Below are 18,354 nucleotides of genomic sequence, written 5' to 3'. Positions count from 1 at the left end.
CTTTCATGGTAATTATTTATTATTTCAACTTATTTTTTAGCTGCTTTTGGTCTCTTAGTTCCGTATTTAGAACGACCTTGCATGCGGTTGTTAACACCAGCAGTGTCAAGCGCACCACGAACGATGTGATAACGTACCCCTGGAAGGTCCTTTACACGTCCGCCGCGGATTAATACAACACTGTGTTCTTGTAGGTTATGTCCAATACCAGGAATATAAGCTGTTACCTCAATTCCATTTGTTAAACGTACACGAGCGTACTTACGTAACGCTGAGTTTGGTTTTTTAGGAGTCATAGTTCCTACACGTGTACAAACACCACGCTTTTGCGGTGAAGAAAGATCAGTTTGTGATTTCTTCATGCTGTTATATCCTTTGTTTAACGCAGGAGACTTTGATTTTTCAATTTTGCTTCTACGTCCCTTACGTACTAGTTGGTTCATTGTAGGCATTGATAGCTCCTCCTTTCTTTGATTAATTTAAGACCACATATCCAGGTGGTTCATTTTTTAGGCAAAAACAAAGTTTTTGCAAAAGCAAACATTCGCTCTAACAAAAACGTTTTAACCTTTTATAGCAACTGTTGCAGCACCGACTTCTATTCCACATGCTTTTCCAAGCTTTTTCATCGAATCAACTTTTGTGACGGGAATACTTCTCTCATTTGCTGCTAGTACTACTTTATTTGTCACACGCTGATCAGCATCGTCAGCAATGATGACTTCAATCGCTTCACTTTCTTTTAAGGCTTTTAGAGTTTGTTTCATACCGATAACAATCTCTTTTGCCATTGATACTTTTTCATAAGACATTTAATCATATCCTCCAAAGCACCGTTTTTGAAACACCTTTGTCATAATATCATTCTAAACAATTAATGTCAACAATATTTTAGAAAAACTACGAATTCCATCTGATCACAGTGAAATTCGTAGTTTTTCGTTTTAACTTTTTAACAAATATTAATCATTTGTAATTAAATCTTTTTCTGCAGTAACTACAGACTCATCTTCATTTTCTTTTAACAAATTAATCTTGCGGTATCGATTCATACCTGTACCAGCTGGAACAAGTTTCCCGATAATAACATTTTCTTTTAATCCTAGAAGCTCATCGCGTTTACCTTTGATCGCAGAATCTGTTAATACTCTTGTTGTTTCTTGGAAAGAAGCAGCAGACAAGAATGATTCAGTTTCTAGTGACGCCTTGGTAATTCCTAGTAATACTGGACGAGCAACTGCAGGTCTTCCACCTTCAAGAAGGACTTTTTTATTCGCTTCTTTAAATTGGTGGATATCAAGTAATGAACCAGGTAATACTTCAGTATCACCAGCATCCATAACACGTACTTTGCGTAACATTTGACGAACCATTACTTCAACGTGTTTATCTCCGATTTCTACCCCTTGCATACGGTATACCTTTTGAACTTCACGCAACAGATATTCTTGGACGCCTTCTATACCACGTACACGCAGTAACTCTTTAGGGTCGATCGAACCTTCTGTTAATTCTTGACCTGCAGACACTTTTTCGCCTTCGGTTACTTTTAAACGTGCTCCATATGGAGCAGTATAGGTGCGACTCTCAACATCACCTTGGATGACTATCTCTTGTTTATCTTTCACTTCATTTATTGCAGAAACAGTACCGTCTACCTCAGAAATAACTGCCTGCCCTTTAGGGTTTCGAGCCTCAAATAATTCCTGAATACGCGGAAGACCTTGAGTGATATCATCTCCGGCAACCCCACCAGTATGGAATGTACGCATTGTTAACTGCGTTCCTGGCTCACCGATTGACTGAGCAGCGATAATTCCAACTGCTTCACCTACTTCTACATCCTGACCAGTTGCTAAGTTGCGGCCATAGCACGCTTTACATACACCATGACGTGTATCGCAAGTAAAAGCAGAGCGGATTTGTATCTGTTCCACACCAGCCTCGACAATCTCTGTTGCAATATCTTCAGTTAACAATTCATTTCGATTGATAAGAATTTGTCCTGTTTCAGGGTGCTTAACTGTTTCGAACGAAGTACGTCCAACAAGACGTTCATATAATGGTTCGATAGTTTCTGTACCATCCTTAATTGCACGGACAATTAAACCACGGTCTGTATTACAATCGTTTTCGCGAACGATAACATCTTGGGCAACATCAACAAGACGTCTTGTTAAGTATCCTGAGTCAGCAGTTTTTAACGCTGTATCAGCAAGTCCTTTACGTGCACCGTGCGTCGAGATAAAGTACTCTAACACCGTTAATCCTTCACGGAAACTTGATTTAATTGGTAACTCAATAATACGGCCAGCCGGGTTCGCCATTAATCCGCGCATACCAGCTAACTGAGTAAAGTTTGATGCGTTACCACGGGCACCTGAGTCACTCATCATGAAGATTGGATTTGTTCTATCCAATGTATCCATTAATTTCTTTTGAATTTCATCTTTTGCTGAACTCCAAATAGAGATTACTCTGTCATAGCGCTCTTCATCCGTGATTAAACCGCGTCTAAACTGTTTAAGAACATTTGTTACTTTATCTTCAGCTTCATCGAGTATTCCCTTTTTCTCAGGTAATACAACAATATCTGCCACACCAACTGTAATACCAGCTTTAGTTGAATATTTAAAACCTAGATCCTTCATGCGGTCAAGCATTTTGGATGTTTCAGTTATATGGAACTTTTTGAAAACCTCGGCAATGATATTTCCAAGAATCTTCTTCTTAAACGGTGCAATTTCCTCGCGTTTTGCAATTTCTTCTTTAACATTAATGCCTTTTGGAACAAAGTACTTCTCAGGTGTATTTACCTCAAGGTTAAACTTTGTTGGCTCATTTATATACGGGAATGACTCTGGTAAGATTTCATTAAATACAAGCTTACCAACCGTTGTTAATAACAGCATTTCGTTTTGCTCTTTTGTAAATGTTGCTTTGTTTAAAGATTTAGCAGCAACAGCTATGCGCGTGTGTAGATGTACATAACCATTTTGGTAAGCAACTAGTGCTTCATTTGTATCATTAAAGATCATGCCTTCACCAATTGCACCAATTCTTTCAATAGTAAGGTAATAGTTACCTAAAACCATATCCTGTGATGGTGTTACAACCGGCTTTCCATCCTTAGGGTTCAAGATATTCTGAGCGGCCAACATTAATAGTCGTGCTTCCGCTTGTGCTTCTGCAGATAATGGTACGTGAACAGCCATTTGGTCTCCGTCAAAGTCAGCGTTGTATGCTGTACATACAAGCGGATGCAAGCGAATCGCGCGACCTTCAACTAATGTTGGTTCAAACGCTTGAATACCTAATCGGTGAAGAGTCGGGGCACGGTTTAGTAAGACAGGATGCTCTTTAATAACCTCTTCTAATACATCCCAAACTTCTGGTTGTACACGTTCAATTTTACGCTTTGCGCTTTTAATGTTATGTGCTAAACCTTTGCCTACTAATTCTTTCATTACAAATGGCTTAAATAATTCAAGTGCCATTTCTTTAGGTAATCCACATTGGTACATTTTCAAGTTAGGACCTACTACAATTACGGAACGCCCAGAGTAATCCACACGCTTTCCAAGTAAGTTTTGACGGAAACGACCTTGTTTACCTTTTAACATATGTGAAAGTGATTTTAGCGGACGATTACCAGGACCTGTTACCGGGCGACCACGACGTCCGTTGTCAATCAACGCATCAACCGCTTCTTGCAGCATACGCTTTTCATTTTGCACGATGATATTCGGTGCACCAAGATCCAATAATCTCTTTAAACGATTATTACGATTGATCACACGGCGATATAAATCATTTAAGTCTGAAGTCGCGAAACGACCTCCATCAAGTTGAACCATAGGACGTAATTCTGGTGGAATAACAGGAAGTACATCTAAAATCATCCATGATGGTGCATTTCCAGAATTACGGAATGCCTCAAGCACCTCTAGTCGCTTAATTGCACGTGTACGACGTTGTCCTTGGGCTGTGCGTAACTCTTCTTTAAGAGCATCAACTTCTTTATCTAAGTCGATATCATATAATAATTTACGGATAGCCTCTGCTCCCATTTGCGCTTGGAAGGATTGGCCATATTTATCGCGATATGTACGATATTCCTTTTCAGAAAGAAGTTGTTTCTTTTCTAATGGTGTGTCACCTGTTTCTGTTACCACATAAGAGGCAAAGTAAATAACTTCTTCAAGAGCGCGCGGAGACATATCTAGCGCTAAACCCATACGACTTGGAATACCCTTGAAGTACCAGATATGTGAAACAGGTGCAGCGAGTTCAATATGACCCATTCGATCACGACGGACTTTCGCGCGTGTTACCTCAACACCACAACGATCACAAACAACACCTTTATAACGAACTCTCTTATACTTTCCGCAATGACATTCCCAGTCCTTTGTAGGACCGAAAATACGTTCGCAAAACAAACCATCTTTTTCTGGTTTTAGTGTACGATAGTTAATTGTTTCCGGCTTCTTTACTTCCCCAAAAGACCATGAACGGATTTTATCAGGTGAAGCTAAACCAATTTTCATATACTCAAAGTTATTTACATCCAGCAAGGGGCCTACCTCCCTTTTTAAGTGAAACTTCTATAGGTTGAGGGGTCTTCCCCCTCAACCGATTGTAAGATCAAACTAGCTACTAATCGAGTTTGGTTACAATTCCAATCAACAGCTATGCTCTATAATTATTAGTTTTTATTATTAATTTTCAATAGTTGTTGCATCTTTTTCTTCGTTAACAACTATAGGTTCATCATTACCCTCATCTAAAGAAGGTAGATCTCGTTGCTCGTCATCATCATCGAAGTCACGCAATTCAATCTCTTCTTCATCAAGCGATAGCATCTTAACATCCATACCTAAGCTTTGGAGTTCCTTTATTAATACTTTAAATGATTCAGGTACACCTGGCTCCGGTACATTTTCACCTTTTACAATCGCTTCATATGTCTTTACACGACCTACAACATCATCTGACTTAACTGTCAAAATTTCTTGTAATGTATAGGCTGCCCCATATGCTTCTAATGCCCATACTTCCATCTCACCAAAACGCTGACCGCCAAATTGAGCTTTACCGCCCAACGGCTGTTGCGTAACTAATGAGTAAGGACCTGTTGAACGAGCATGAAGTTTGTCATCAACCATGTGTGCAAGTTTGATCATATACATAATCCCAACTGATACACGGTTGTCAAACGGTTCTCCAGTACGTCCATCATATAGAATAGTTTTAGCATCACGAGCCATGCCAGCCTCTTCTAACGTAGACCATACATCTTCTTCGCGCGCACCATCAAAAACAGGTGAAGCTACATGTATTCCTAAATAACGAGCTGCCATTCCTAGATGTAATTCTAGTACCTGCCCAATATTCATACGCGAAGGTACACCTAGTGGATTTAACATGATATCTATCGGTGTTCCATCAGGTAAAAACGGCATATCTTCCTCTGGCATAATACGGGAAATTACCCCTTTATTACCATGTCGTCCAGCCATTTTATCGCCCTCATGGATTTTTCGCTTTTGAACAATGAATACGCGTACTAGCTGATTGACACCTGGAGGTAGTTCGTCGCCATCTTCTCGATTAAACACTCTTACATCTAAGATAATTCCGCCACCGCCATGCGGTACACGTAGTGATGTATCACGAACTTCACGAGCTTTTTCGCCAAAGATAGCATGTAACAGACGTTCTTCAGCAGTTAATTCAGTCACACCCTTTGGTGTAACTTTACCTACTAGTAAATCACCATCTTTAACTTCCGCTCCGATTCGAATAATACCTCTTTCATCCAGGTTGCGTAGCGCATCTTCACCCACGTTTGGTATATCACGGGTTATTTCTTCTGGACCTAATTTCGTATCACGGGCTTCAGATTCATACTCTTCTATATGAATAGATGTAAATACATCATCTTTAACTAGTCGTTCACTCATGATAATTGCATCTTCGTAGTTGTAACCTTCCCAGGTCATGAAACCAACCATAACATTTCGGCCTAATGCTAATTCACCAAGATCCATTGAAGGTCCATCTGCTAAGATTTCACCTTTTTTCACTTCATCTCCAACCGAAACGATTGGTCGTTGATTATAGCACATACCTTGGTTTGATCGTATAAACTTTAACAGTTCGTATTTATCAAGATCACCCTTAACCTTCTGGCCATCAACTTCTGTTGTACGACGAACATGAATGTAACGTGCTTCAACGTGTTCAACAATACCGTCAAACTTACAGATTACAGCTGCACCAGAGTCCTTACCATCCACATATTCCATTCCTGTTCCGACAATTGGTGCTTGCGGGCTAAGCAACGGAACAGCTTGTCGCTGCATGTTCGCACCCATTAGTGCACGGTTTGAGTCATCGTTTTCTAAGAAAGGAATACAAGCTGTCGCGGCCGATACGACCTGTTTAGGCGATACGTCCATATAGTCAATGCGATCCCTTTTAACCATGGTATTTTCACCACGGAAACGTGCAACTACCTCATCATCTACAAACGATCCATCTTCAGATAAGATAGCATTCGCCTGTGCAACAACATAGTTATCTTCTTCATCAGCAGTAAGATAATCGATCTGTGAAGTTACTTTACCAGTCTCCGGATCAACTTTGCGATAAGGAGTTTCAATGAATCCAAATCTATTAACTTTTGCATAAGAAGACAACGAGTTAATTAACCCGATATTAGGACCTTCAGGTGTTTCAATCGGACACATACGACCGTAATGTGAATAATGAACGTCACGCACTTCAAATCCTGCGCGTTCACGTGTTAAACCACCAGGCCCTAATGCAGAAAGACGACGCTTATGTGTCAATTCTGCTAGAGGATTTGTTTGGTCCATAAACTGCGATAACTGGGAACTACCAAAGAATTCTTTAATCGCTGCTATTACAGGTCGAATATTAATTAACGCCTGCGGAGTTATATTATTGGCATCTTGAATTGACATTCTTTCACGTACCACACGTTCCATACGTGATAATCCAATTCTAAATTGATTTTGTAACAGTTCACCCACTGAACGTAAGCGACGATTTCCTAGATGATCGATATCATCCGTATCCCCTACTTGATGCAAGAGATTAAAGAAATAACTAATAGAAGCAATAATATCAGCAGGTGTAATATTTTTAATTTCAACATCGATATTAGAATTGCCTATTACATTAATAACTTTTTCACCATCAGGATCGTTCGGAGCAAATATTTTAATAGATTGGACAGTAATATCCTCTTCTATTACACCGCCGTTTGGTCGAGCTATTTTAAATCCAATATTATTTTCTAGATTCGGTAAGATCCGGTCTAACGTGCGTCGATCGAGCATAGTGCCCTTCTCAACCAGCACTTCGCCAGTTTCAGGGTCGACTAACGTTTCAGCAACACGTTGGTTAAATAACCGATTTTTAATATGGAGTTTTTTGTTGATTTTATAACGGCCAACATTCGCTAGATCATACCGTTTTGGATCAAAGAAACGTGAAATTAGTAAACTTTTAGCATTTTCTACAGTAGGTGGTTCACCCGGACGTAAACGCTCGTAAATTTCCAATAGAGCTTTTTCAGTAGTTTCCGTGTTATCCTTGTCTAGAGTATTTCTTAAATACTCGTTTTCACCTAGCAGATCTGTAATTTCAGAATCAGAACCAAAACCTAGAGCCCTTAACAATACTGTTACAGGTAGTTTTCGTGTACGGTCAATACGAACATATACTACATCTTTAGCATCTGTTTCATATTCAAGCCATGCACCACGATTCGGTATAACAGTTGCGGTGAAACCACGTTTACCGTTTTTATCGATTTTACCACTGTAATAAACACTTGGTGAACGAACAAGCTGTGAAACTATAACACGTTCTGCGCCATTAATAATGAACGTACCTGTTTCAGTCATCAAAGGGAAATCTCCCATAAATACATCCTGCTCTTTTACTTCACCTGTCTCTTTGTTAAGTAAGCGAACTTTAACCCTTAGTGGCGCTGAGTATGTAACGTCTCGTTGCTTTGCTTCACTTACAGAATACTTTGGTTCACCTAAGCTATAATCAATAAACTCAAGTGATAAATTTCCAGTGAAATCCTCAATAGGAGAAATATCCTGGAACATCTCCCTTAATCCCTCATCAAGGAACCATTGATAAGAAGAGAGTTGAATTTCAATAAGATTTGGTAATTCCAACACCTCACTGATTCGCGCATAACTTCTGCGCTGGCGGTGGCGTCCATACTGAATTAGTTGACCCGTCAACTGATTCACCCCTCAAAATAAAGCGTTTTATTTAAAAAAGCACAAATCACTTCTTACTCTGTACAATTTTGTATTCAATTGCTAAGCAAAAAGGATTGAGCTGCAAACCCAATTGCAAGAAATTTAGCCAAATAAAAAAGCTTCTTTCTTTCAAAAAGCAAAACTTTTATGCACACGATTATATTAGTATTTCCAACATCTAGACTTTTATACACTTTTTTTCATATTGACAAAAATTTTAATATATACATTCGTATGCATTTTACAATCTTAACATAACCAAAAATAACCGTCAACTTTTTTTTGATTTTATGATATAATACCCTTTTTTCTTCTCAACGACGTCTACTTCTGAAAAAATCGACTTTAACTTATCGAGAGCAGATGGCGCCCCTTGTTTTTTTTGAATAACAATCCACAGTTCACCATGCTCAGCAAGATGTTCATAGGATCGCTCTAAGATTTCATGGACCACCTTTTTGCCGGCACGTATTGGGGGATTTGAGATTATTGCAGCAAAGTTCTTTTCGTTTATATCCGAAAACAGATCGCTCCTTCGCACATGAACATTTGTAATATTGTTTTTATCACTATTAATTCTAGATAAATTCAAAGATCTCTCATTAACATCTACCATAACTATTTTCCGATCTGGATATTCCTTCGCAAGAGATAATCCAATCGGACCATAGCCACAGCCAACATCTAACAAATCACCAGGAACATCAGGTACTTCAAACTGTTCAATTAACAATCTAGAGCCAAAATCTACTTCGTTCTTTGAAAAAACTCCTAAATCTGAGGTAAATATAAAAGAATGGCCTTTGAGTCGGTCCTCAAAGGTAAATGGTTTACTTTCAACGGAAGGATTACTTGAAAAGTAATGATCTGACATCTAAACAAATTCCACCCCTTTAACTTAAAAGCGTATGCGCCTTGGTCTAACATCATGTATGTATTAGTTTTATATAGTACAAAAAAGCTCGCTTAAAAGCGAGCTTCTTATTTTTAAATCACAATTACTTAACTTCTACGTTAGCTCCAACTTCATCAAGCTTAGCTTTAATTTCTTCAGCTTCTTCTTTAGAAACGCCTTCTTTAAGAGCCTTTGGAGTGTTGTCAACTAATTCTTTAGCTTCTTTTAAGCCAAGACCAGTGATTTCACGTACAACTTTGATAACCTTAATCTTTTGGTCGCCAGCGCTAGCTAAGATTACGTCGAATTCAGTCTTCTCTTCAGCAGCAGCTCCACCAGCAACAGCTCCACCCATAACAACTGGAGCAGCAGCAGTTACGCCAAATTCTTCCTCGATAGCTTTTACTAGGTCATTTAATTCTAAAACAGTCATATTTTTAACCGCTTCAATGATTTGTTCTTGTGTCATTTTAAATATCCTCCTTATTTTTCAATCCGTATTTTTTATTTTAATCAGTAGCTTATATTAAGCACCTTGTTCTTCTTTTTGATCTGCAACAGCTTTTGTAACAAGAGCAAAGTTGCGGATTGGAGCTTGTAATACGCTAAGCAACATAGAAAGTAAACCTTCGCGTGATGGAAGTTCAGCTAACGCCTTCACTTCTTCAACAGTTGCAATATTACCTTCAATGATACCAGCTTTAATTTCTAGATCTTCGTGCTTTTTAGCAAAATCGTTTATGATTTTCGCCGGAGCAACTACATCTTCAAAACTGAAAGCAACAGCAGTTGGACCTACTAATTGCTCGTTAAGAGCTGAAAAATTAGTCTCATCAGCAGCACGACGCATCATTGTGTTTTTGTAAACTTTAAAGTCAACACCTGCATCACGTAATTGCTTACGTAATTCAGTTACTTCAGAAACATCAAGACCACGATAATCTACAAATACTGCAGATTTACTTTCGCGAAACTTATCAGCGATTTCTGAAACTAGTTGTTTCTTTTGTTCAACGATTGTAGCATTACTCATCCTAACACCTCCTGTAGAATTTTTATACCGCACTGTGTTCATTTAAAAAGCCTCCACAAGCAGACGTGGAGGCATTATTTATCCGTTCATCGCAATTATATATTGCAACAGATTTATAACACACCTCGGTAGGGAATTAAGCTGTTAGAGCACCTACTGTCTACGGTATAATCAATATTTTTTTAACAACGAATATTAGTATATTCGTTTAAATCTATTTTGTCAATACTATTTTATAATAAAGATGAAACGTCAACCTTAACGCCAGGGCCCATTGTAGAAGCGATCGCAACATTCTTCATATATGTTCCTTTAGCAGCAGCAGGTTTAGCTTTTTGGATTGTTTCAACAATCGTTTGTAAGTTACCTGCTAATTTTTCATCATCAAATGAAACCTTACCAATAGGTACATGAATGTTACCAGCTTTGTCTACACGGTACTCAACTTTACCTGCTTTAATATCGTTGATTGCTTTTTCAACTTCAAATGTAACAGTACCCGTTTTAGGGTTTGGCATTAAACCTTTAGGTCCTAATACACGACCTAACTTACCTACTTCACCCATCATATCAGGTGTAGCTACTACTACATCAAACTCAAACCAACCTTGTTGGATTTTAGTAATATATTCAGCATCGCCTACATAGTCTGCACCAGCAGCTTCTGCTTCTTTAACTTTTTCACCTTTAGCAAAAACTAAAACGCGTTGAGTTTTACCAGTACCATGCGGTAATACAACTGCTCCACGAATTTGTTGATCAGCTTTCTTAGGATCTACTCCTAAACGAAATGCTACTTCAACACTCTCATCGAATTTAGCAGTTGCAGTTTTCTTAACTAACTCAACCGCTTCTTGAACCGGATATGCTTTTGAACGATCAACAAGCTTTGTAAGCTCTTGATATCTTTTACCTTTTTTAGCCATGAATAAAATCCTCCTTGTATGTGGTTATAACGGTTTTACCTCCCACGAATAAAGGTTGCGAAAAGGAATCGCAACCTCTGCCAATCACATTAGCAACTCACGGGATTAGTCTTCAATAACGATTCCCATGCTGCGCGCTGTACCTTCAACCATACGCATTGCAGATTCGACATTTGCTGCGTTAAGGTCAGGCATTTTTTGTTCAGCGATTTCACGTACTTTATCACGTTTAACCGTCGCAACTTTCTTCTTGTTTGGTTCACCAGAACCAGACTGAATACCAGCAGCTACTTTAAGAAGAACAGCAGCAGGCGGAGTTTTTGTTACGAACGTAAATGAACGATCTTCAAATACAGTAATCTCAACAGGGATAATTAGACCAGCTTGGTCAGCTGTACGAGCATTGAATTCCTTACAGAATCCCATGATATTTACACCTGCTTGACCTAGTGCAGGACCAACCGGTGGCGCTGGGTTTGCTTTACCTGCAGGAATTTGAAGTTTAACAACCTTAATTACTTTTTTAGCCACGAGACACACCTCCTTAAAGTCCGTGATGTGGTTATAAGGCCTTGTCCGACCCTCCCACTCAACTATCCTATATATTAACACAGTCTCATGTGTTTTGAGACTCATAGGAACCACGAAAATTTTATCATTTATTAAAATCAATTGCAAGCAATAAATTAAATATTTTTTAAAGCAGCATTATTATATTCTTTCAATTTGCGTAAATTCAAGTTCAACCGGTGTTTCTCTACCAAACATATTAACATGAACTTTTACTTTTTGCTTGTCCAGATCAATTTCTTCAATAGTACCAGTAAAGTTATTAAATGGACCTTCTGTTACTCGAACATTTTCTTTAAGTTCGAAGTCAATATCCGTTTGAATCTTGTCCATTCCCATTCTCTTTAATATAACCTCAACCTCTTCTGGTTGTAGTGGAATTGGTTTGGATCCTGAACCAGTCGACCCGACGAACCCTGTTACACCTGGTGTATTTCTTACAACATACCAAGAATCATCCGTCATTATAATCTCAACTAGCACATAACCCGGAAATACTTTTTTCTTCACTATTTTCTTTTTACCGTTTTTAATTTCATTTTCTTCTTCTTCAGGAACAACAATGCGAAAGATCTTGTCTTGCATAGCCATAGATTCAACACGCTTTTCCAGATTTGCTTTTACCTTGTTTTCGTAGCCTGAATAAGTATGGACAACATACCAATTTTTTTCCATCGTTTTAGCGGACTAATACGTCCATTCCCTCCCTGCGGATAATTAACTGGACAAAAAATACATACCCAAATAGATGTTATTATATTAACGCCAGTTATTACTTTGTTGTAATATTGGGTGATATTTAACTTATTTTGAAAAACACGAAAAACCCGCAAGCGGGTTATATATCCTGTATTTCCTAAATTATACTACATTATACCACAGTGTATACAACATTAACCAAGAATTAATCGAATTAATGAGGAAATCCCCATATCTACTACTGCAAAAAACACGGTAACAAACGCAACAGTTATAATAACTGTAATAGTATAGCGTGTTAGTTCTTTTCTCTTTGGCCAGCTAACTTTCTTCATTTCGCGAACTACATCGCGCACATAATTCGTTATAAATCGCATTTTGTTACCCCCAACTTTATAATCCTATTACCAATGTTTTAATATCTATAAAAAAATAAGTAAACGTTTTTACTTTTGGTTTCAAATTAGAATCATTTCACATACATATATAAATTACTTGTAAACTTTATCATAGTGACTCTTTAGATGTCAATCTGTCAACTAAAATGAGTATGTATTTTCTAATTTCATTTAAAATCATTTTTAAACCTTATATTCTCTCATTATAAACAACTCTGTTTCGTTTTACTCTTTAACAATCTATAGAAAAATTTAGCTTCCGTATGTAAATACGGAAGCCTTGTTTATATTTTTTTGAGAAAACTACTTTCGACAAAAAGTTGCAAATATTTCACAATTAGTGTTTAATAAGAAACGAACATATTTTTTCGAAAAAATATCCTATGTAACTACAACGTAATTTCTCGTAGTTCAAGATATCTTTCCAGTTTTCGTTTTACACGTTGAAGAGCATTATCTATTGATTTTACATGGCGGTTTAAATCTTCAGAAATCTCTTGGTAAGAGCGGCCATCTAAATATAAGCTAAGTACTTTTCTTTCAAGATCGCTTAATAATTCTTCCATTTTAATTTCAATATCATCAAACTCTTCTTGATTGATAATCAGTTCCTCTGGATCGAGTGCTTTTGTTCCTGATATCACATCTAGTAAAGTACGATCAGATTCCTCGTCATATATAGGCTTATCAAGAGAAACATATGAATTTAGTGGAATATGTTTTTGGCGTGTAGCAGTCTTAATTGCCGTTATGATCTGTCTGGTAATACATAATTCTGCAAACGCTTTAAAAGAAGACAGCTTGTCCTCTTTATAATCGCGAATAGCTTTATAAAGTCCAATCATTCCTTCTTGAACGATATCTTCTCGATCTGCTCCAATTAAAAAATAGGACCTTGCTTTTGCTCTTACAAAATTTTTATATTTATTAATCAAAAATTCTAAAGCTTCGCTTGATCCCGCGTGGACTTGTTCAACTACTTCTTCATCCTCTAGATGTTCTAATTCAATGTTGTCATTTCCTTTGAGGTGTAAGCTCACTCCTGGTTCCCCCTGTCCACATCGTTCTACATATAGAAATATTATACAGCAGGAAAATTGAAGGCGTCAACCGCTCATCTGTCGCCTCGACGCCATTTTTCGAAAATTTCAGCAATTTCGCTCTTTATTTGTATACGATTTGACGTTTTTTCTAAATTTGTTTTTTGGACTTTGTCTTTAATTCGTTTTTCGATACTATTCATTTCATTTAGTAATTCCCTTGCAGATTTTCTTAGTGCACCTTGTCCAAATATGACCCATTGCTCTGTATAGTCTGATGTTGCGACATGTACTTGAGTTTTTATATTGTTCAACTCACTGGCCATTTTTTCAATTCTTTCATCGGCTGTTTCTTTTTCCTTTGTATATACTACTTCAACATTATGATTTTCTATTTTAGTTTCAATACCTGGCACAAGATGTGCGTCAAAGACAATAATGACTCTAAATCCTGTATATGCCTTATACTCTGCCATCTTAGCAATTAACAAATCTCGAGCCTGAGCAAAATCGGTTTTCTTTAAAGTCACCAGCTCAGGCCATGCACCGATAATATTATAGCCATCAACTATTAGAACATCCATAACAACCTATTCCCCAATAGGATTTCGTTTCCGGTAGACCTCATACATAAGTAAACTAGCTGCAACTGACGCATTTAACGATGTTACCTTACCAACCATAGGCAAGCGTAATAGAAAATCGCACTTTTCTAGGATAAGACGCCCAATCCCTCGGCCTTCACTACCAATCACAATTCCTAGTGGCATACTTGCATCCATTTGACGAAAGTCTTGTTTACCTTTCGCGTCCGTACCCGCAATCCATAGTCCTCTCTCTTTTAATTCTTCTATTGTCATTGCAAGATTTGTTACTCGAGCAACCGGTACATGTTCAATCGCCCCAGTTGAAACTTTGGCAACAACTGCTGTTAAGCCAACAGCACGTCTTTTCGGAATAATAACACCATGAACCCCTGAGGCATCCGCTGTTCTAAGTATTGATCCCAAATTATGTGGATCTTCTATTTCATCTAAAATTAGAAAAAATGGATCTTCATTTTTTGCAGCTGCAGCATTAAATAAATCATCAATTTCAGCATATTTATACGCCGCCACTGAGGCAATGATTCCTTGATGATTCCCTGATACAAGCTGGTCAATTTTTTGTTTCGGCACGAATTGGACAATTACTCCGCCCTTCTTTGCAAGATTTAACACTTGCTGCATTTGGCCTTTATTGGAGCCTTCCGCAATCATAATTTTATTAATATCACGTTCTGCTCTAAGCGCCTCGAGAACAGGGTTTTTCCCAATAATCCATTCACTTGCTTCACTCATATACGTCACTCCTTTTGAAAAAAATTTATATATGCGTTTTCTGCCTGAACTAGGGGGTAGTTCGGGCTCTAATCTACTCTAAACTCGGTTTTCTGTCCGAACTAGAGGCCCATTCGGACTCTAATCTACTATATACCCGCTTTTCTGTCCGAACTCAGTACTCTAGCCCGTCCAATTTCACTCACGTCGTGCTCTAGCCTCACTGAAATCTGTACGAATGCCTACTACCCATTCTGTCCCAATTGAATCGTCTCATAGCCAAGAGTCATCAATTCATTTAACCGCTCTTTGTTTCCCAACAGATAATGATAGCCCAACAACGCTTCAAACGCTGTACTATATCTATAGGTTTGGACATCTGTATTTTTAGGAATGGTCCCAGATTTTGCATTCCTACCTCTTCTAACAACACCTATCTCTTCCTCTGATAAGCTTTCCATATCTAGAAGGCGGTGAATCATCACCGCCTGTGCCTTCGCAGACACATATTTAGTTGCTTCTTTATGCAATTGATTTGGTCTCACACTTCCATTAACTAATAAGTTAAAACGGATAAAACTCTCAAAAATTGCATCACCCATATACGCTAAAGCTAATGAATTCAATTGCTTGGCATCTATATTGTGGTTATAAACATCCAATACTTTATCCCCTTTTCCAACGAACACCTTGTGGAGTATCTTCTAAGATAATATTTTGATCCTTCAATTGATCCCTAATTTGGTCGGCTAATGCAAAATCACGATTTTTTCGTGCATCATTACGTTGTTGTATTAGCATTTCGATTTCTTCATCCAACAATTCACTTTCCTGCTCAAGCTTGATTCCTAAGACACCGGCAATCGTTTGAAATTGTTTAAGAAAAGCAGAAATAACCTCGGTTGATGTATTTTTCTCTCGTAAATATATATTTCCCTGTTTTGCTAATTCAAATAAAACAGATATAGCATTTGCTGTATTAATATCGTCATCCATTTCACGAACAAACTCATCATGTAATTCTTTAATTTTAGTTAACCATTCCTCATTGTTTTCCGTAAGATTAGTACTGCTTTCGCTGCGATGCTGAAGATTTTCATGTGCCGTTCGAATTCGATCCAATCCACTCTTTGCACTTTCTAATAACTCTTGACTGAAGTTAATTGGATTTCGATAATGTACAGATAACATAAAGAATCGAATAACTTGTGCGTCAACTTCTTTCAAAATATCATGCACTAGCACAAAATTCCCTAGCGATTTAGACATTTTCTCATTATCAATTTGAATATACCCATTATGGAGCCAGTACTTTGCAAATGTTTTACCTGTTAACGCCTCAGATTGAGCAATTTCATTTTCATGATGTGGAAATGTTAAATCTTGGCCACCCGCATGTATGTCAATTGTCTCACCTAAATACTTTTTCGCCATGGCTGAGCATTCAATGTGCCAGCCTGGTCGTCCTTTACCCCAAGGACTATCCCAAGATATTTCCCCTTCCTTTGCAGCTTTCCAAAGCGCAAAATCTAATGGATCTTGTTTCTTTTCACCAATCTCAATTCTTGCACCAAGACGAAGTTCATCAATAGGCTGATGTGATAGTTTCCCATATTCAGCAAATTTCTTCGTTCTAAAGTATACGTCCCCATTTGATTCATAAGCATAATCCTTATTAATTAGCGCTGCAATGAATTCAATAATTATATCCATATTCTCCATTACGGTTGGATGAACATCTGCTCTTTTTACACCTAGTGCACCTACATCTTCAAAAAATGCATTAATAAACCTGCTTGCAATTGTCGGTACATCTTCACCTAGCTGGTTGGCGGCCTTTATTAATTTATCATCAACATCAGTAAAGTTTGATACATATTTCACATCGTAACCTCTAAATTGCAAATAACGACGGACTGTGTCAAAAACAATCGCAGGTCTTGCATTACCAATATGGATGTAATTATACACCGTAGGACCGCACACATACATTTTTACTTTGCCGTCTTCAATCGGCACAAAGTTTTCCTTTTTTCTAGTTAAGGTATTAAAAAATCTAATTGCCATCGTTATTCACTCCTAGCTTTAAGTTTATTAATTTCTTGTTGAAGTTGTTCAATTTGTTTCTCCAACTCAGTAAATTTATCTGAAACAGGGTCTGGTAAATTATTATGATTAAGATCGTGTTTTATCCTCACACCATCTTTAATTACAATTTTCCCAGGTATCCCAACAACTGTTGAATTTGGTGGCACATCTCGTAATACAACTGAGCCAGCCCCTATTTTCGAATTTTCTTCAATCGTAATTGAACCTAAAACTTTTGCCCCTGTTGCAACTAGCACATTATCTTTTAAAGTTGGATGACGTTTCCCTTTTTCCTTTCCTGTTCCACCTAGTGTCACGCCCTGAAAGATGATTACATTATCACCAATTTCACATGTTTCCCCAATTACTACACCCATGCCATGATCTATAAAAAATCGTCTGCCGATTTTAGCCCCCGGGTGAATTTCTATCCCAGTAAAAAAACGGCTAATCTGAGAAATAGCTCTTGCTAAAAAGAAGAATTTTCTTTTAAATAATGCGTGTGCCAATCGATGGGACCAAATTGCATGTAATCCGGAATATGTCAAAATAACCTCGAAATAACTTCGGGCTGCTGGATCCTGTTCAAATACTACTTCTACATCTTCGCGCAAAACATTAAACATTTCTTTGTTCACTCCTATCCCTTAATCTATGCCTGCTACCATAATGAATGTGCTACAAAAACATTTGCTAGCCATACTACTCGGAGATCCGGTTCGTTTTTCAGAAAAGGCTATTCACAACAGACAACGGGCGCAAGCGACTACATTCCCCGAGGGCCTGGGCGATGGAGCTTTATCACTCCAACTTAATAAAGTTACCCACATATGAGCCATTTTTAAATTTCCTGAAGAATAAAAAAACGTCCCTATGCAAATGCACAGAGACGCTTTTGGCGCGGTTCCACTCTGTTTAGATGAAAACATGAACCCGCTAATCCAGACATTTATCCGAAATCGCATTCATGGCATCACCCCAACTTGTCTCTTTTAACGGCAGAGTCCCGCTTTTATTTACTATGAATACCCAGTTCAATAAAAGACTCAAAGGTGCATTTCAAGACTGACT

The 18,354-nt window shown here is 37.9% G+C and carries 17 protein-coding genes and 1 other annotated feature; all 17 genes read right to left on the bottom strand.

Annotated features, from left to right (window positions below):
* Positions 1 to 29: 29 nt before the first annotated feature.
* The 17 genes from rpsL to cysE all read right to left on the bottom strand — a co-directional run bounded on the left by rpsL (position 30) and on the right by cysE (position 17,909).
* Positions 30 to 452 carry a 30S ribosomal protein S12 gene (gene rpsL / locus C1724_RS23995; protein WP_102349402.1) on the bottom strand — a complete coding sequence of 141 codons (423 nt, stop codon included), beginning with the start codon at positions 450 to 452 and terminating at the stop codon, positions 30 to 32.
* Between the two features lie 111 nt (positions 453 to 563).
* A complete protein-coding gene (locus C1724_RS23990) occupies positions 564 to 812 on the bottom strand; it encodes a 50S ribosomal protein L7ae-like protein (protein ID WP_102349400.1) in 249 nt (82 codons plus the stop codon).
* A gap of 150 nt (positions 813 to 962) precedes the next feature.
* The gene (gene rpoC / locus C1724_RS23985) at positions 963 to 4,577 is read right to left on the bottom strand and encodes a DNA-directed RNA polymerase subunit beta' (RefSeq protein WP_102349398.1); all 3,615 of its coding nucleotides are present in this window, start codon (positions 4,575 to 4,577) and stop codon (positions 963 to 965) included.
* Positions 4,578 to 4,721: 144 nt separating this feature from the next.
* Positions 4,722 to 8,294 (bottom strand): DNA-directed RNA polymerase subunit beta, encoded by a 3,573-nt coding sequence (gene rpoB / locus C1724_RS23980; protein WP_102349396.1) that lies wholly within the window; start codon positions 8,292 to 8,294, stop codon positions 4,722 to 4,724.
* A 292-nt stretch (positions 8,295 to 8,586) separates the two neighbouring features.
* Positions 8,587 to 9,189 (bottom strand): class I SAM-dependent methyltransferase, encoded by a 603-nt coding sequence (locus C1724_RS23975; protein WP_102349394.1) that lies wholly within the window; start codon positions 9,187 to 9,189, stop codon positions 8,587 to 8,589.
* 124 nt (positions 9,190 to 9,313) lie between these two features.
* Positions 9,314 to 9,679 (bottom strand): 50S ribosomal protein L7/L12, encoded by a 366-nt coding sequence (gene rplL, locus C1724_RS23970; RefSeq protein WP_102349392.1) that lies wholly within the window; start codon positions 9,677 to 9,679, stop codon positions 9,314 to 9,316.
* A gap of 57 nt (positions 9,680 to 9,736) precedes the next feature.
* Positions 9,737 to 10,243 carry a 50S ribosomal protein L10 gene (rplJ, locus tag C1724_RS23965; RefSeq protein ID WP_102349390.1) on the bottom strand — a complete coding sequence of 169 codons (507 nt, stop codon included), beginning with the start codon at positions 10,241 to 10,243 and terminating at the stop codon, positions 9,737 to 9,739.
* A gap of 34 nt (positions 10,244 to 10,277) precedes the next feature.
* Positions 10,278 to 10,427: a sequence feature (ribosomal protein L10 leader region), on the bottom strand.
* Positions 10,428 to 10,476: 49 nt separating this feature from the next.
* Positions 10,477 to 11,169, bottom strand: coding sequence for a 50S ribosomal protein L1 (rplA, locus tag C1724_RS23960; protein WP_102349388.1), 693 nt, complete (start codon positions 11,167 to 11,169; stop codon positions 10,477 to 10,479).
* Positions 11,170 to 11,274: 105 nt separating this feature from the next.
* A complete protein-coding gene (gene rplK, locus C1724_RS23955; RefSeq protein ID WP_142386594.1) occupies positions 11,275 to 11,700 on the bottom strand; it encodes a 50S ribosomal protein L11 in 426 nt (141 codons plus the stop codon).
* A gap of 180 nt (positions 11,701 to 11,880) precedes the next feature.
* On the bottom strand, positions 11,881 to 12,414 hold the full coding sequence (nusG, locus tag C1724_RS23950; protein WP_102349386.1) for a transcription termination/antitermination protein NusG: 534 nt from the start codon (positions 12,412 to 12,414) through the stop codon (positions 11,881 to 11,883).
* Positions 12,415 to 12,632: 218 nt separating this feature from the next.
* Positions 12,633 to 12,815 (bottom strand): preprotein translocase subunit SecE, encoded by a 183-nt coding sequence (secE, locus tag C1724_RS23945; protein ID WP_102349383.1) that lies wholly within the window; start codon positions 12,813 to 12,815, stop codon positions 12,633 to 12,635.
* A 410-nt stretch (positions 12,816 to 13,225) separates the two neighbouring features.
* Positions 13,226 to 13,876 carry an RNA polymerase sporulation sigma factor SigH gene (gene sigH, locus C1724_RS23940; RefSeq protein WP_102349381.1) on the bottom strand — a complete coding sequence of 217 codons (651 nt, stop codon included), beginning with the start codon at positions 13,874 to 13,876 and terminating at the stop codon, positions 13,226 to 13,228.
* A gap of 74 nt (positions 13,877 to 13,950) precedes the next feature.
* Entirely contained in the window at positions 13,951 to 14,460 is a 510-nt protein-coding gene (locus C1724_RS23935; RefSeq protein WP_102349379.1) for an NYN domain-containing protein, read from the bottom strand.
* Positions 14,461 to 14,466: 6 nt separating this feature from the next.
* Positions 14,467 to 15,216 (bottom strand): 23S rRNA (guanosine(2251)-2'-O)-methyltransferase RlmB, encoded by a 750-nt coding sequence (rlmB, locus tag C1724_RS23930; protein ID WP_102349377.1) that lies wholly within the window; start codon positions 15,214 to 15,216, stop codon positions 14,467 to 14,469.
* A 224-nt stretch (positions 15,217 to 15,440) separates the two neighbouring features.
* Complete coding sequence (locus C1724_RS23925) at positions 15,441 to 15,797, bottom strand: Mini-ribonuclease 3 (RefSeq protein WP_102349708.1); 357 nt, start codon at positions 15,795 to 15,797, stop codon at positions 15,441 to 15,443.
* 64 nt (positions 15,798 to 15,861) lie between these two features.
* Positions 15,862 to 17,262, bottom strand: coding sequence for a cysteine--tRNA ligase (cysS, locus tag C1724_RS23920; protein ID WP_102349375.1), 1,401 nt, complete (start codon positions 17,260 to 17,262; stop codon positions 15,862 to 15,864).
* A gap of 2 nt (positions 17,263 to 17,264) precedes the next feature.
* Positions 17,265 to 17,909 carry a serine O-acetyltransferase gene (gene cysE, locus C1724_RS23915; protein WP_102349373.1) on the bottom strand — a complete coding sequence of 215 codons (645 nt, stop codon included), beginning with the start codon at positions 17,907 to 17,909 and terminating at the stop codon, positions 17,265 to 17,267.
* Positions 17,910 to 18,354: the final 445 nt, after the last annotated feature.

Origin of the sequence: Bacillus sp. Marseille-P3661 (genome assembly GCF_900240995.1) — a bacterium.
Classification (GTDB): domain Bacteria; phylum Bacillota; class Bacilli; order Bacillales; family Bacillaceae_J; genus OESV01.
The sequence above is the reverse complement of the archived record's forward strand: the minus strand, read 5'-3'. Positions and strand labels throughout refer to the sequence as shown.

Coding starts and splice junctions, on each gene's coding strand:
- rpsL (WP_102349402.1), bottom strand. CDS start 452: ATGCCTACAATGAACCAACTAGTACGTAAGGGACGTAGAAGCAAAATT.
- C1724_RS23990 (WP_102349400.1), bottom strand. CDS start 812: ATGTCTTATGAAAAAGTATCAATGGCAAAAGAGATTGTTATCGGTATG.
- C1724_RS23975 (WP_102349394.1), bottom strand. CDS start 9,189: ATGTCAGATCATTACTTTTCAAGTAATCCTTCCGTTGAAAGTAAACCA.
- rplL (WP_102349392.1), bottom strand. CDS start 9,679: ATGACACAAGAACAAATCATTGAAGCGGTTAAAAATATGACTGTTTTA.
- rplJ (WP_102349390.1), bottom strand. CDS start 10,243: ATGAGTAATGCTACAATCGTTGAACAAAAGAAACAACTAGTTTCAGAA.
- rplA (WP_102349388.1), bottom strand. CDS start 11,169: ATGGCTAAAAAAGGTAAAAGATATCAAGAGCTTACAAAGCTTGTTGAT.
- nusG (WP_102349386.1), bottom strand. CDS start 12,414: ATGGAAAAAAATTGGTATGTTGTCCATACTTATTCAGGCTACGAAAAC.
- secE (WP_102349383.1), bottom strand. CDS start 12,815: ATGCGATTTATAACGAATTATGTGCGCGATGTAGTTCGCGAAATGAAG.
- C1724_RS23935 (WP_102349379.1), bottom strand. CDS start 14,460: ATGGATGTTCTAATAGTTGATGGCTATAATATTATCGGTGCATGGCCT.
- rlmB (WP_102349377.1), bottom strand. CDS start 15,216: ATGAGTGAAGCAAGTGAATGGATTATTGGGAAAAACCCTGTTCTCGAG.
- C1724_RS23925 (WP_102349708.1), bottom strand. CDS start 15,797: ATGGGTGATGCAATTTTTGAGAGTTTTATCCGTTTTAACTTATTAGTT.
- cysS (WP_102349375.1), bottom strand. CDS start 17,262: ATGGCAATTAGATTTTTTAATACCTTAACTAGAAAAAAGGAAAACTTT.
- cysE (WP_102349373.1), bottom strand. CDS start 17,909: ATGTTTAATGTTTTGCGCGAAGATGTAGAAGTAGTATTTGAACAGGAT.